The organism is Gordonia sp. NPDC057258 (assembly GCF_042668985.1).
Classification (GTDB): domain Bacteria; phylum Actinomycetota; class Actinomycetes; order Mycobacteriales; family Mycobacteriaceae; genus Gordonia; species Gordonia hongkongensis.
The window spans coordinates 14,445-28,442 of record NZ_JBHUXZ010000025.1; the positions used below are offsets into that span (position 1 = coordinate 14,445).

General features: G+C 67.0%; 13 protein-coding genes. 4 read left to right on the forward strand and 9 right to left on the reverse strand.

Annotated features, from left to right (window positions below):
• The first annotated feature begins 270 nt into the window (after window positions 1-270).
• Together ACFUEJ_RS16810 and ACFUEJ_RS16815 are read left to right on the forward strand one after the other, a co-directional pair.
• The gene (locus ACFUEJ_RS16810) at window positions 271-1,410 is read left to right on the forward strand and encodes a Fic family protein (protein ID WP_388030706.1); all 1,140 of its coding nucleotides are present in this window, start codon (window positions 271-273) and stop codon (window positions 1,408-1,410) included.
• A 108-nt stretch (window positions 1,411-1,518) separates the two neighbouring features.
• A complete protein-coding gene (locus ACFUEJ_RS16815) occupies window positions 1,519-2,673 on the forward strand; it encodes a hypothetical protein (RefSeq protein ID WP_388030709.1) in 1,155 nt (384 codons plus the stop codon).
• 22 nt (window positions 2,674-2,695) lie between these two features.
• Here the strand turns inward: ACFUEJ_RS16815 and ACFUEJ_RS16820 are convergent, their stop codons facing one another.
• On the reverse strand, window positions 2,696-3,412 hold the full coding sequence (locus tag ACFUEJ_RS16820; RefSeq protein WP_388030712.1) for a mitomycin antibiotics/polyketide fumonisin biosynthesis protein: 717 nt from the start codon (window positions 3,410-3,412) through the stop codon (window positions 2,696-2,698).
• Between the two features lie 110 nt (window positions 3,413-3,522).
• On the reverse strand, window positions 3,523-4,083 hold the full coding sequence (locus ACFUEJ_RS16825) for a TetR/AcrR family transcriptional regulator (protein WP_205333177.1): 561 nt from the start codon (window positions 4,081-4,083) through the stop codon (window positions 3,523-3,525).
• 153 nt (window positions 4,084-4,236) lie between these two features.
• Here ACFUEJ_RS16825 and ACFUEJ_RS16830 point away from each other — a divergent pair, with 153 nt between their 5' ends.
• A complete protein-coding gene (locus ACFUEJ_RS16830; RefSeq protein WP_280360476.1) occupies window positions 4,237-5,079 on the forward strand; it encodes an alpha/beta hydrolase in 843 nt (280 codons plus the stop codon).
• Window positions 5,080-5,175: 96 nt separating this feature from the next.
• Here the strand turns inward: ACFUEJ_RS16830 and ACFUEJ_RS16835 are convergent, their stop codons facing one another.
• From ACFUEJ_RS16835 to ACFUEJ_RS16850, 4 genes are all read right to left on the reverse strand, one after another.
• Window positions 5,176-5,355: a hypothetical protein gene (locus ACFUEJ_RS16835; protein WP_068970217.1), complete on the reverse strand. Its 180-nt coding sequence runs from the start codon at window positions 5,353-5,355 to the stop codon at window positions 5,176-5,178.
• Between the two features lie 103 nt (window positions 5,356-5,458).
• The gene (locus ACFUEJ_RS16840; protein ID WP_068970200.1) at window positions 5,459-5,983 is read right to left on the reverse strand and encodes an SRPBCC family protein; all 525 of its coding nucleotides are present in this window, start codon (window positions 5,981-5,983) and stop codon (window positions 5,459-5,461) included.
• Window positions 5,980-6,423, reverse strand: a complete 444-nt coding sequence (locus ACFUEJ_RS16845) for a helix-turn-helix transcriptional regulator (RefSeq protein ID WP_068970201.1) — start codon at window positions 6,421-6,423, stop codon at window positions 5,980-5,982. The genes ACFUEJ_RS16840 and ACFUEJ_RS16845 overlap by 4 nt, the downstream gene beginning before the upstream one ends.
• Window positions 6,424-6,470: 47 nt before the next feature.
• Window positions 6,471-7,757 carry a DNA polymerase III subunit delta' gene (locus ACFUEJ_RS16850; protein WP_058251106.1) on the reverse strand — a complete coding sequence of 429 codons (1,287 nt, stop codon included), beginning with the start codon at window positions 7,755-7,757 and terminating at the stop codon, window positions 6,471-6,473.
• 172 nt (window positions 7,758-7,929) lie between these two features.
• Here ACFUEJ_RS16850 and ACFUEJ_RS16855 point away from each other — a divergent pair, with 172 nt between their 5' ends.
• Window positions 7,930-9,390, forward strand: coding sequence for an adenylate/guanylate cyclase domain-containing protein (locus tag ACFUEJ_RS16855; protein WP_078111767.1), 1,461 nt, complete (start codon window positions 7,930-7,932; stop codon window positions 9,388-9,390).
• 83 nt (window positions 9,391-9,473) lie between these two features.
• Here ACFUEJ_RS16855 and topA read toward each other — a convergent pair whose 3' ends face one another.
• The 3 genes from topA to ACFUEJ_RS16870 form a co-directional block, all read right to left on the reverse strand.
• Entirely contained in the window at window positions 9,474-12,557 is a 3,084-nt protein-coding gene (topA, locus tag ACFUEJ_RS16860; RefSeq protein ID WP_159369949.1) for a type I DNA topoisomerase, read from the reverse strand.
• Between the two features lie 185 nt (window positions 12,558-12,742).
• Complete coding sequence (locus tag ACFUEJ_RS16865; protein WP_065630531.1) at window positions 12,743-13,327, reverse strand: hypothetical protein; 585 nt, start codon at window positions 13,325-13,327, stop codon at window positions 12,743-12,745.
• A 173-nt stretch (window positions 13,328-13,500) separates the two neighbouring features.
• Complete coding sequence (locus ACFUEJ_RS16870) at window positions 13,501-13,704, reverse strand: cold-shock protein (RefSeq protein ID WP_004022110.1); 204 nt, start codon at window positions 13,702-13,704, stop codon at window positions 13,501-13,503.
• Window positions 13,705-13,998: the final 294 nt, after the last annotated feature.

Sequence of the window (13,998 nt, forward strand, 5' to 3'; positions counted from 1 at the left end):
ACCGACCCTGCGAACGCAGCCCTGGGCACCATTGGAACAATAGAGGCCACTCCGACTGTTCCTTATTTTATCTATCTCCGTCTCTGTATAACATAGGCCATACAGGCCACCCCGCTTTTGCGTATGGATGCGGAGATAGATCAAGTGTCATACAGAACGCTCAAGTCCGTCTTCCACCAGCGCGATCAAGTCGGCGCCGACGCTGAGGAACGGGTCCGACGCGAGTCTCCCGCCGCCCTCCGCTGGGACTTGATGATCGGCGAGTACCCGATGTTCGCGCTGCTGACCCCCGAGATCGCAGTGCTGATCGAACGAATCATGAGCTTTGAGCCGAAGATTCAGTCCGAGTGGAAAGATCTGCCAGGACGAGCACGGACCCACTATCTCCATCGCATGGTCATCGACGAAATCCAAGCGACCAACGAGATCGAACAGGTCCGTTCGACCCGACAGGAGATCGGTGCTGCGATCAGGGCCGTCCGGGCGCGACAACCCATCGAAAACAAGCGCTTCGCGGAGATGGCGCGTCTTTACCTCGACATCGGCAACGACGAGGCCGAAAGTCCGCATACGCTGGACGACATCCGGGCTGTCTACGACGCGGTGACCGCGGGAGAGATCCGTGATGAAGACGCTCCCGATGGGCGGCTGTTCCGGCAGGGGCCGGTATCGATCGAATCCGGGACCAAGATCGTGCATACCGGAGTCGTGCCCGAGTCAGCGATCGACGCAGCGCTCACCCTGATGCTGAGCCAGGCGCGCGACGATTCGGTCCCCCAACTCATCAGGGCCGTGGCTGCGCACTTCATCTTCGAGTACACGCACCCGTTCTACGACGGCAACGGCCGAACCGGGCGCTACCTTCTCGCACTCGACCTCCGACAGGTGATCGCTCCGTACGCGAGCCTCGCGCTGTCGGCGACCGTCGCCGACAACAAGGACCGTTACTATCGCGCGTTCGCGGACGTGGAGAATCCACTGAATCGCGGGGATCTGACGCCTTTCTTGATCAGAATGTTGGAGATCATCGCCGAGGCACAACATCGGCTGCTGCTCGACCTCTCCGAACGTCGGCAGAAGATCGAGGCGCTCAGGGCACGCCTTCGCGATCTGGTTGATGACGAACAGTTTCCGCTCAGCGTAGGGCTCGACCGCGAGTCGTCACCGCCGATAAGTCCTGACGACTTCGGCGCGATCTTGTACACCCTCGGCCAGGCCTACTACTTCGATGTGAACCGCGCCGTCCGATCGAACACCCTGGCCGACGTGCTGGGAAGATCCAGTCAGTTCGTCCGACCGCGACTCCAGCGCTTGGACGACGCCGGGATCATCGAGACCGTCACGAGGAAACCGCTGCGTTTCCGGCTCACCCAGCGGGTGGCCGCGCTGCTGGATCTGGAAGGACCTTGATCTCCAGTAGCTGACCCTCCGAGTAGATGTCCCGATTTGTGTCATTCAGACGACAGCGAGCAGCCCACTCGCCGTCTAATATCTGATCGACAAAGAGGGGGCCCAGGGGTGGCAGGATATCGGCGCGGCACGCGACGCGCCGTCGAGAACGACGGCGTCGGTCCTCTTCGACGACCCTCGGGCCTCTCCAACGCCTCTCTCACCCTCGGCGCGCTCTCGCTGGCCACCGTCATCCCGACCGCGGTCGCATCGATCAACGTGACCACCCTGGTCCACGCTCTCGCCGCGCCGGACACGGTCCAGGTGGCCACCGAATCGACCACCGGGTGGAGCCAACCGATCCCGTTGTCGCCGGGCGCCGGCGGCCTCGCCGCCCCGTCCGTCGCTGCTACACCGACCGGCGGGCCGGCCGCTCCCATGACACGCGACCTGTCTTCCACGGGTACACCGAGAACGCTGGTCATCGACTTTCCGCACTCGGTCGGACCCATCATCGCCGGCGGTCCCCGAACCCGCGCAGTGTTGTCGACGGAGCTCGACGACGAACTCAAAGAACGTGCCGTGCAACAGAACCTGGCGGTCATGACCGTCATCGCCGGACTCGACGCGAACAGTCCGTTCGTCGTCTACACCGGCGACGCCCAGGGCTCCGGCGGGCCCGGAGCGCCCGGTGCACCCGAGGGCGGCACCAGCCTGACTCCGCCCCCGCCGGGTACCGACGGTCCGGTCATCGTGCTGGTGTCGGATCCGCGTGGACCGTGGAGCATTCGAGTCTGGCTGGAGACCGTCCCGCTCGTCTCGGCACTCCTGAAGTCGATCGGATGGAAGGTCGACCCGCCCCGGACGGACCGCCCTGTCGAGACGCCACGTCCCGACGCCGGCACGGGCGGCGAGCCAGAGGTCACCGAACCACCACGCGGCCGGCCCATCGAGCCGACCACCGACCGTGGCGACACCACATCCGACGCCGGAGCCGATGCCGAGACGCCCAGGGACACCGTCGAGACACGGGACGTGGGCCGGGAAACCCTGCGGGACATCGTGGTCGACGATGGCCAGGACTTGCCGACCGAGTCCGCCGATGTCGACGACGACGGGGACACCGGATCGGCCTCAGGCGAAGCGGGCGACGACGGTACGTCCGAGAGTTCAGGCAACTCACGATCCGACTCGACGAGCGGTGACCGTTCCGGCGCGGGCGACGACAGCGACTCCTCCGACCGCGGTGGTTCCGGCAGCGAATCCTCGGACTCCGACGCCTGATTCGTCGTCGTAGATCAGGTCCTCAACCGAACACCGACGCGAGTGGTGCTGCCGAGTCGGGCGACAACGGCGAGGTCAGCATCACCGGCCCCTGCGCCATGAATCGTGGAGTCGCACCGCGATGTTCGTCGGCCGCGTGCACGGTGAACGGATGGACCACGTAGACGTCACCGGGACTGCCGGTCGCGTAGGCGACGCGACGCTCGCGACTCGCGGCGTCGAGTAGCGGACCGGCGTCGAAGGGGCTCATTCCGTCGTCGTCGAGGACGGCGACAGCGTCGACATGTGACCCCACCCGGATGCGTGTCGGTGCGTCGGTCGGTCCGACCTCGGAGAGCAGGGTCAGGATCAGCACGGTGTGGGGCCGTCGACTCACCACCCACGATCCGTCCTCGCGCGGTGTGTTGGCGTCGATGTGCCAGCCGCGGTCATCGACCGTCGGCGGAAGCGGGAAGCGGACCGGTATGTTGCCCAGGGCGCCGCGCGGTGTCCAACCGCCGACGCCACAGATCGCATCGAGCGCCTCGGTCAGCTCCGGACTGTTCGCGAGCAACCCGAATGGGCCGGCCCCCACCATGTCCGACGCCCAGCGCACCGGATCGGTCCAGGCGTCCGGGTCGTTCTCGGACAGACCCAGCTGAGCCCACAATCCTGCCCGCGCCCGGTCCGCGGCCTCGCGCAGCAACGGGCGCTCGATCTTGAGGAAACCGTCTGCGCTGAACCTGTCGACGTCGATCACCGTCGCAGCCTCCCACCATCGGGCGTCTCCCGCGAGCGATTTTCGCCGCACCGAGGGCGACAGATCACCAACCGTCGAGAAGCTCACGGCCGCAGCACTTCTGGAATCGACTACTGGAGAGCCTGGTCGATCAGGACTTCGGCGGCGGCTCGTGCATCGTCGGCGGCACGCACCGAGCCCGCGATCGCCGCCGTGGTCTGGGCCCCCTCGGCGAGGATGGACAGCTGCGCGCCGAGGCCGTCGGGGCCTCCCAACTCCGCCACCAGACCCGCGACGTAACGCTGGAAATCGGCCTTCTGAGCACGGACCGCGGCGGCGACCGAGGGCATCTCGGCCCCGAGTTCGCCGTAGGCGTTGATGAACGCGCACCCGCGGAACTCGTCGGTGCCGAACCACTGGAGCAAGAAGTCGAACACGGCGAGCAACCTCTCTCGCGGTGATGACAGCCCCTCCGCGCACGCGGCGATCCCGCTGTTCCACTGCCGGGTCCGATCGTCGAGCACCGCGAGGATCAACGCCTCCTTCGACGGGAACATCGAGTAGATCTTCTTCAGCGACACCCCCGCCGCATCGCGGACCTTGTCCATCCCCACCGCGTGGACCCCGTGCGCATTGAACAGCTGGTCAGCGGCGCGGACCACCTGCTCGCGTGGGTCCACGGCGTCGGTCACCTCGATCTCCTCTACTGCCGGTTCCCGGCTGGGGGTTGCGCGGGGAACGATCGTTCTCTAGTGTAGCAATCACCGGTGAGAACGATCGTTCTCCCGCCCGCCGCATCGATTCCGATCCCGATCGGGTCGCCTCAACAGAGAGAAGTGATCGCAATGGGCTACATCAAAGTCGGCACCGAGAACTCCACCGACGTCGAGCTTTACTACGAAGATCACGGCACCGGCCAGGCCGTCGTGCTGATCCACGGCTATCCGCTCGACGGCAACAGCTGGGAACTGCAGGCGCGCGAGCTCATCGACGCCGGCTACCGCGTGATCACCTATGACCGTCGCGGGTTCGGGAAGTCGAGCAAGGTCGGCACCGGCTACGACTACGACACCTTCGCCGCGGACCTGAACACCGTCCTGGAGACGCTCGATCTCCGCGACGTCATCCTCGTCGGATTCTCCATGGGCACCGGCGAACTCGCCCGTTACGCCAAGAACCACGGCATCGATCGGGTCGCGAAGTTCGCGTTCCTGGCGTCGCTCGAACCGTTCCTGGTGAAGACCGACGACAATCCCGAAGGCGTCGACCGGTCCGTCTTCGACGGTATCGCGGCGGCCGCCAAGGAGAACCGCTACGCCTGGTACACGCAGTTCTACAAGGACTTCTACAACCTCGACGACAACCTCGGCACCCGCATCACCCAGGAGGTCGTCGACGCGAACTGGAACACCGCGGTCGGCAGTGCGCCGGTCGCCGCCTACTCGGTTGTCCCCGCCTGGATCGAGGACTTCCGCGAAGATGTTGCCGCAGTGCGCGACTCGGGCAAGCCGACCCTGATCCTGCACGGCACGGCCGACAACATCCTGCCGATCGATGCCACTGGTCGCCGCTTCCACCAGGCCGTTCCGGAGGCCGAGTACGTCGAGGTCCCCGATGCGCCGCACGGCCTGCTGTGGACTCACGCCGCCGAGGTGAACGAGGCGCTGCTGGGGTTCGTTCAGAAGTGAGCGGCCCGGGGTGAGTTCGCCCAGCGAGCACACCCGCGTGACAGCAGGACGGCCGCCGGATGGATTCTCCAACCGGCGGCCGTTTGCCGTCTGTCCCTACCGGGCGTCGTCGTCGACCCGTTCCGCGTCCTCGGCGGTCTCGTCGGACGTCTCGGCGTCCCTGTTGTCGGCGAGGGGGTCGTAGCCGGGAACACCCTCGAGCACCGTCAGTTCCTGATCGATGGCGGCCGAGACGGCCTTGGCATCTTCCTTGATCTTGCGGATGAAGTCCGACATCGCTCGCTCCTCGCTCATCGTCCGGCCGCGGCACGCGACCGTGACCTCATGATAGGTGGAGGCCCGCGTCACCCTCCGGCGATCGGAGTCCGGGCGCGACCGATCAGTCCCGGAACATGTCCGCGTACGACGACGACAGCGCCGGGTAGTAGGCGTCCCAGTCGACCTCGGCGACGCTACGGCCGGCCTCGGCCGCCACCAGACGGTCGAGGTAGTACTCCCATCCCGGGCCCACGTTCTCGGCCATGTCGGCCCGTGGCAGTCCCTGGGCGAAGGTCAGTGTCGTCGTTCCGTGGGCTTCGGCCAGGTCCAGTTCCAGCCGCCACACGTCCTCATTCCCGTCCTGGGCCGGGGACTTCGATTCGACGACCAGCCGGCGCGGCGGATCGCATTCCAGGATCGTGAATCGCTCCGGCTCCACGTCGTCGCCCTCGGCGGTCATCCGGAAGTCGACGAACCCGTCGACGGGGTCGCCCGCCCATGTTCCGATCCAGCGTTCGAGGCGCGCGGGTTCGGTGATCGCCGCCCATACGGCGTCGGCCGGCGCCGAAAAACTCCGTTCGAGCACCACGTGCGGCACGCCGGCCCGCACCTCTCGACGGCCCGTGGCCGTGATGTCCGCAGTCATCCTGTCTCCTTGTGTCGTCTGCCTGAATCGGGCTGTGCAAGAGGGGAGTCCGCGGATTCCTCATCGACGAACTCGCGCACGGTACGTCGCACCTCGAGGTCGAGCGCGTCGAGATGACGCTCATCGAATCTCGGCTGCACGGCGTGCGAGTCCACGGCGCGCGAGTCCACGGCGTGCGAGCCCGCAACCGCCGAGTCCACCGCGTCGAGCCACGCCCGGACCCCGGCCAGCGCGCCGGACGCCAGCTCGTAATGCCGCTCCCGGCCGTGGTCGACGGCCGTCGTCACGCCAGCTTCGCCGAGCACACGAAGGTGACGCGAGATCGCCGGTCGGCTGATCGGGTGGTCGGCCGCGAGATCGACGACGCGCGCCGACCCGCGAGCGAGCCGCTCGATCAGCGCACGACGCACCGGGTCGGCAATCGCCTCGAAGTCATCCACGACCTATTGGTAACACATGAGTTACCAATAGGGAAGGGTGAAGCTGTCTACGCCCCGACCGGTCGCGCGAGCGCGAGTCCGATCCGCGCGACCATGTCGTCGACCGCGAACTTCGGCTTCACGTTCATGTCGAGGGCCTCCCGGCACGCGAGCACGGCTTCGACGCACTGCAGCAGCTGCTCGGGCTTGGCGTAGCCGGCGAGCGGATTCGCGAGGTCGTCGGCCTTGTCCGGATGCATCGCGGTGACCTGGGCGCCGACGCCGACGACGAGCGCGTCGCGGAACAGCGCGGCGAGGTCGACCAGGGCACGGTCGAGGACGTCGCGTCCGACCCGGGTCGCCCTCGACTTCTGCCGCTTCTCCAGTTCCTTGAGCGCGCCGGCACTTCCGCGCGGCATCCGCGCGGTGCCCTTGCCCGTGCCGCCCGCCCCGAGCGCGGTCTTCATCTCCTCGGTCTCGGCCGCGTCGAGTTCGGCACTGATCGCCTTGGCGGCCTCATCGGCCGACCGGACGAGCTCCTCGGCAGCGGCATAGGCGGTCGAGTCGCGGGCGGCGGCACGCGCCAGCCCGAGCGCCTTCTCGCGTTGCGTGCGCGCCTCGGGATCCGTCGCCAGCCGACGCGCGCGCCCGATGTGGCCGCCGCACACCGACGCCGCCCACCGAGCCTGCTCCGGATCGAGACCGTCGCGCTCGACGAGAACCCGCTCGATGTCGGCGGTCGTCGGCGTCACCAGTGCGACGTGCCGGCAGCGCGACCGCAGGGTCACCGAGATGTCCTCCGGGTCCACCGACGGCGCACACAGCAGGAACACCGTGCGTGACGGCGGCTCCTCGACGACCTTCAGCAGTGCGTTCGCGGCCTGCTCGGTGAGCCGGTCGGCGTCCTCCACGATGACGATCTGCCAGCGCCCCGTGCCGGGCCGGCGCGCGGCGGCCTGCACGATGTCGCGCATCGCCCCGACGGCGAGGCTCAGCCCCTCCGGCACGACGTGGCGGACATCGGCATGGGTCTTCGCCATCACCGTGACGCACGCACGACACTCGCCACAGCCGACGTTCGCGGCGTCGGGCGCCTGGCACTGGAGAGCCGCGGCGAAGCATTGCGCGGCCACCGACCGACCGCTGCCCGGCGGTCCGGTGAACAGCCACGAGTGGGTCATCGACGCCCGCGACCACCCCGCATCGACGGCCGGGATCTCGTCGTCGGCGAGGAACAGGTCGTCCGAGGTACCCGCGTCGAGCCTCGCCGCAAGAGCACGCGCGGCCCGTGCGGCGGCCCGCAGATCGTCGGCGATGGCCTCTTGCCCGGTCAGCCGATCGAAGACATTTGTCACAGCAACACCCTAATCCGCAGTTCGGACACGCCTGAGGCGCGGAACCGTGTTTAACGATTGCAAGCAGCCAGCTACCGTAGTCTTCGTGGTTCAACAACGGTCGCGGTGGTCAAAGGGCCTGCATCTGGCCCGATGGCTGATTCATACGCCGTGGCCCATTCTCGCGCTGGACATGCTGCGGGCGAACCTCGTCGGTGCACTGTTCACCTTCGCGTTCCTGCGCTTCGGCATGCCGATCCAGGATTCGATCAGCCTCGACGAGATCACCGCGCTGAACCAGGTCATCTTCGCTGCCTACTTGTTGATCGCGATGGTCATCGGCGGCTTCGCCAGCATCCAGTTGTCGCTACCGGTGCTCATCTGGCATCGGCGTCGCACCCGACTCGACAACGAGGCCGCACGACGCCGCGCCCTCGCGCTACCGATGCTGCTGACCGCGGTGAACGCCGCGCTGTGGGTCGTGGGCGGCACGCTGTTCACGCTCGTCAACCTGACCGTGTCGTCGAAGAACGCCTTCATCGTCGCGATCGCCAGCACGATCGGCGCGATGGTCACGTGTGCGCTCAGCTACATGCAGGCGGAGAAGGTCATGCGGCCGATCACGGTCGCGGCGATGGCCAACAATCCCGACAATGCCATCGCGCCCAGTGTCACCACCCGCATCACCGCGTTCTGGGTGATCAGCGTGGTCGCCCCGATGCTGGTGATCATCGGGATGATCGTGCTGCACCGGCTCGGCATCATCGAGGCCGACTCCACCGGCCTGGAGCGGCCGATCCTGTGGATGGCGATCTCGGCGCTCGCGTTCAGCGTGATCGCGATCGTGCGCGTTGTCGCCGCCATCAACGACCCGATCAAGCAGCTGCGGCGCGCACAGTCCAAGGTCAGCGAGGGCGACCTCAACGTCGCGGTGAAGATCTACGACGGCAGTGATCTCGGCCTGCTGCAGGCCGGATTCAACGACATGGTCGCCGACCTGCGCGAACGCCAGCAGCTGCGCAACCTGTTCGGCCGCTACGTCGGCGAGGACGTCGCGCGGCGGGCCATCGAGACCGGCACCGAACTCGGTGGCGAGGAACGCTACGTCGGCGTCCTGTTCGTCGACATCGTCGGCTCGACGCGCCTGGCGGTGAATCGGCCGCCCCGCGAGATCGTCGAACTGCTCAACGAGTTCTTCCGGGTCGTCGTCGGCGTGGTCGGTCGCCACGGCGGGTTCGTCAACAAGTTCCAGGGCGACGCGGCGCTCGCCATCTTCGGGGCGCCGCTCGACCTCGACGACTTCGCCGGCCGGGCGCTTGCCTCCGCGCGTGAGCTGCGGGCCGAGCTCTACGAGACCCTCGGTGACACCGACATCGGCATCGGCGTCTCCGCCGGCAAGGCCATCGCCGGGCACATCGGCGCCGAACAGCGACTCGAGTACACGGTCATCGGCGATCCGGTCAACGAGGCCGCCCGCCTCACCGAGCTCGCGAAGGACGAACCCACCCGCGTCCTCGGGTCCGCACGAGCAGTGTTCCTGGCATCTCACGAGGAAGCCGAGCACTGGGAGATCGGCGAGGGCGTCGAACTCCGCGGCCGCGGGATCGAGACGCTCCTCGCGCGCCCGCACCTCGAGCCGGACCGGCGGGACTGAGCTACCCACCCTCCCCTGCCCCCTGAGGTGCGAGCAGGGACTCGCCGTCGCTTGCCCCAGCGATTAGCGATTATTGAGCGCTCTTACTCGGCGTCCGGCGTCGCCTTCTTGGCGGCCGTCTTCTTGGCGGTCGACTTCTTGGCTGCGGTCTTCTTCGCCGTCGTCTTCTTGGCTGCGGTCTTCTTCGCCGCCGTCTTCTTGGCCGCTGTCTTCTTGGCGGGGGCCTTCTTCGCCGCCGCCTTCTTCGTGGTCTTCTTGGCAGCCTTCTTGGCCGGGCCACGAGCCCGACGATCGGCGAGCAACTCCATCGCGCGCTCCGGCGTGATCGAGGCGACCTCGTCGCCCTTGCGCAGGCTGGCGTTGGTCTCGCCGTCGGTCACGTACGGTCCGAACCGACCGTCCTTGATGACCATCGGCTTGCCGCTGACCTCGTCGTCCTTGCCGAGCTCACGCAGCGGCGGCGCGGCGGCCTGACGACCGCGACGCTTGGGCTCCGAATAGATCTTCAGCGCCTCGTCGAGGGTGATCTCGAAGAGCTGCTCCTCGGTGCCGAGCGACCGCGAGTCCGAGCCCTTCTTGAGATACGGGCCGTAACGGCCGTTCTGCGCGGTGATCTCGTCGCCCGACTCCGGGTCGACGCCGACGACGCGCGGCAGCGACAGCAGCTTCAGCGCGTCCTCGAGCGTGACCGTCGAGATGTCCATCGTCTTGAACAGCGAGCCCGTACGCGGCTTGGGACCGGCCTTCTTCGCCGCCTTCTTCGCGGTCTTCTTCGCCGCCGGCTTCGTCTTGGTGGCCGTGCCCCCGCCGGGCGAGTCGAGCGGGACGACGGCGCCGTCGGCGGTGTCCGAACCTCCGGTGCCGCCGCCCGACCCGCCGTCACGCGGCGTCGGGCCCGCGGGAATGGTTGCGGGCGTGTCCCCGTCGTCGTCATCGTCGTCCGACGGCAGGACCTCGGTCACGTACGGACCGAAACGTCCTTCCTTGGCGACGATCTCGTGACCGGTGACGGGGTCCGTACCGAGCGAACGTCCCTCTTGCGGTGTCGCGAAGAGCTTTTCGGCGACCGCGAGGGTCAACTCGTCCGGGGTGATGTCAGCGGGCAGGTTGGCGCGCTGCAGATCCTCTTCCGCACCGTCCGCGGCGACATTGCGCTCGAGATACGGCCCGTAACGGCCGACCCGCACGTAGATCGGGCGGCCCTCTTCGTCGTTGAACAGACGGATGGAGTTGACCTGCCGTGCGTCGATCTCCTCGAGATTGACGCCGACGAGCTTCTTCAGACCGCCGTATTGCGCGATTGCCGAGTGGGCGGAACGGGTTTCACCGTCGGCACCCTGGTGATCATCGCCGAAGTAGAACTCCGACAACCACTTCGTGCGGTTCTCGTTACCCGTGGCGATCTGATCGAGGTCGTCTTCGAGGGTCGCGGTGAAGTCGTAGTCGACGAGGCTCTGGAAGTACGCCTCCAGCAGACCGACGACCGCGAATGCGATCCACGACGGCACCAGGGCGTTGCCCTTCTTGACCACGTACCCGCGGTCCTGGATGGTGCCGATGATCGACGCATACGTCGACGGTCGGCCGATCCCGAGTTCCTCGAGCACCTTCACCAGCGACGCCTCGGTGAACCGCGCGGGCGGGTTGGTGGAGTGACCGTCGGCCGTCAGGTCGGTGGCCGTCAGCGACTGCCCCTCGGTGAGCTGCGGCAACCGGTTCTCGGCGTCGTCGGCCTGGCCGCCGCTGAGCTCGTCGACCGTCTCCACGTAGGCCGACAGGAAGCCCGGGAAGGTGATCGTGCGACCTGACGCGGCAAAGGTGCAGCGCTCTCCGGAAGAGGCGGTACCGGCAATACGCAGGCTCAGAGTGGTGCCCTTGGCGTCGGCCATCTGCGACGCGACCGTGCGCTGCCAGATCAGTTCGTACAGGCGGAACTCGTCGGCCTCGAGCTGCCCGGCCACCTGGCCGGGGGTACGGAAGGTCTCACCGGCGGGTCGGATCGCCTCGTGAGCTTCCTGGGCGTTCTTGACCTTGCGGGTGTACTGACGCGGCGTCGGGTGGACGAAGTTGTCGCCGTAGAGCTCGCGGGCCTGGGCGCGGGCGGCGTTGATCGCCGACTCGCTGAGGCTCGTCGAGTCGGTACGCATGTAGGTGATGAAGCCGTTCTCGTACAACCGCTGCGCGATCCGCATCGTGCGGTCGGAGGTGAACCGCAACTTGCGGCCGGCCTCCTGCTGCAGCGTCGAGGTCATGAACGGCGCGTACGGACGGCGCGTGTAGGGCTTCTCCTCGACCGAGGTGACGGTCATCCCCGCACCTCGCAGGCCGGTGGCCAGACTCTCGGCGCGGTCGGCGTCGAGCACGATGACGCCGTCGGACCTCTTCAGGACACCCGTCGACTCGAAGTCGCGTCCCGTGGCGACCCGGGCTTCGTCGACGTTGACCAGCCGCGCCTTGAAGGTCTGCGGATTGGAGCTGTCCGCACTCTCCGCGCTCGCGTCCATCGTCGCGGAGATATCCCAGTACTCGGCCGACACGAACGCCATGCGCTCGCGCTCCCGCTCGACGATGATGCGCGTCGCCACCGACTGCACACGGCCCGCCGACAGCTTCGGCATGACCTTCTTCCACAGCACCGGCGACACCTCGTAGCCGTAGAGGCGGTCGAGGATGCGTCGGGTCTCCTGCGCGTCGACGAGGTCGATGTCGAGGTCACGCGGGTTCTCGGCAGCCGCCCGGATGGCCGGCTCGGTGATCTCGTGGAACACCATGCGCTTGACGGGGATCTTCGGCTTGAGGGTCTCGAGGAGATGCCAGGCGATCGCCTCCCCCTCGCGGTCACCGTCGGTGGCGAGGTAGAGCTCGTCGACGTCCTTCATCAGCGACTTGAGTTCGCTGACGGTCGACTTCTTGTCAGGCGACACCACGTACAGCGGCTCGAAGTTCTCGTCGACGTTCACGCCGAGACGTGCCCAGGACTGCCCCTTGTACTTGGCCGGCACGTCGGCGGCACCGCGCGGGAGGTCGCGGATGTGCCCTCGGGAGGACTCCACCACATAGTTCGCCCCCAGGTACCCGGCGATCTTGCGGGCCTTGGTCGGGGACTCGACGATCACGAGGCGTCGAATACCCCTGTTCGAGCGGGATGCGGTGCTGGTCTCTGCCACCGGGGCGTCCTTCGGTTGACTGGGTGGAGAACGTTCCTGCGTGTCAGTTCAGGTGTGTTCGATGGGTTTGTACCTTATGTATAGCGCCGTTTGCACATCTGAATTCCGTCTCGGACCCGGCGAGGTGACCGATCCGACACCGTTCCGACCCGTTGTAGCAGCTCAACGGCTCCAATGCGGGATGACTAATGCTCGTCGACCGGAGGCCAGTCGGCGACGGCCTCGGCACAGGGCGGGACGCCGACGTACTCGTGCAACCGGGACAGGCGCCGGTGGCCTGCGATCCGCAGGGCCGGGGAATGCCCGCGCGTACCGACGAGGGTTGGTGCGATGCCGACCCGCATCAGCGCCGTGGCGAGTGCCGCGTGCGACTCCGGAGCGTGGGGATCCAATCCGAGCTGGTAGCGGCCGGCATCCGAGTGACCGGCGGCGATCACCCACAGGCGCAGGGCCCGGAAACTCGGAACCCAGCCGGGGGGCATCGCCTTGACCGCTCCCGCGGACCAGGCCGCGTGCAGGGGATCGAGTTCATGGCAGGGCGCGGTCCGGGCCAGCGGCGTGCCCTCGTCCGAGACCGTCGACTCGGCTTCGAGGCCGGCCGCACGCATCTCGACGACGATCTGCTCTGCCCGCCAGCGGTCGGCGACCACGATCGAGACCCGCGTACCGGTTTCGGAGCGGACGGCCTGTCCGTGCGCCGCGAGCAGCCCCGCGAGGTCGGCGTACGCGGGCTGTTCGGTCTCCGCGGAGAAAAACGACAACTGGCCCACGATTCGAGACTAGTGCTGTGTCTCGGAAATAGGTGGGCGGTTCAGGTGGCGCGTTCGCGACGCGCGGAGCGCTGCGGAACGGGAGCCAGACAACAAACCGCTCCCGCCTCGACGAATCGAAACGGGAGCGGTGGTTTGCCCCGACTGCTTGGTGCAGTCACACGCGGGTCTTCTCAGACAGCGCGGACGCCGGTGGCCTGCGGCCCCTTGGTGCCCTGACCGACCTCGAACTCGACCCGCTGGTTCTCCTCGAGGGTGCGGAAACCGGATCCCTGGATCTCGGAATAGTGGACGAACACGTCGTCGGAACCCTCATCAGGCGCGATGAAGCCGAAGCCCTTTTCCGCGTTGAACCACTTCACAGTTCCCTGTGCCATTCTTGCAATCCTTTACATATCAACTGTCGCGACACGATGGGTCATCGTGTCGTGGCCGGTCGACCGCCATACCTCAAAGAGCCCCGCGAAGATCTGCATCGATCCGCCAAACTAACCTCAGTACCACGGCTGCAACATGCTTGTCGCCCACCGGGCGGTGGGTCGCGAAAGCTGCGGCCGGAACCAGTCAATCATGTTCGGCCCCCCAGCGATAGTCACACGAACCAAAGTGAGTCAAAACCTCGTCAAACTTCAGACCAACGACACCAGCCGGTAACATCGACGCAGGTCGGA

Coding starts and splice junctions, on each gene's coding strand:
- ACFUEJ_RS16810 (WP_388030706.1), top strand. CDS start 271: ATGTTCGCGCTGCTGACCCCCGAGATCGCAGTGCTGATCGAACGAATC.
- ACFUEJ_RS16830 (WP_280360476.1), top strand. CDS start 4,237: ATGGGCTACATCAAAGTCGGCACCGAGAACTCCACCGACGTCGAGCTT.
- ACFUEJ_RS16835 (WP_068970217.1), bottom strand. CDS start 5,355: ATGTCGGACTTCATCCGCAAGATCAAGGAAGATGCCAAGGCCGTCTCG.
- ACFUEJ_RS16840 (WP_068970200.1), bottom strand. CDS start 5,983: ATGACTGCGGACATCACGGCCACGGGCCGTCGAGAGGTGCGGGCCGGC.
- ACFUEJ_RS16855 (WP_078111767.1), top strand. CDS start 7,930: ATGCTGCGGGCGAACCTCGTCGGTGCACTGTTCACCTTCGCGTTCCTG.
- ACFUEJ_RS16870 (WP_004022110.1), bottom strand. CDS start 13,704: ATGGCACAGGGAACTGTGAAGTGGTTCAACGCGGAAAAGGGCTTCGGC.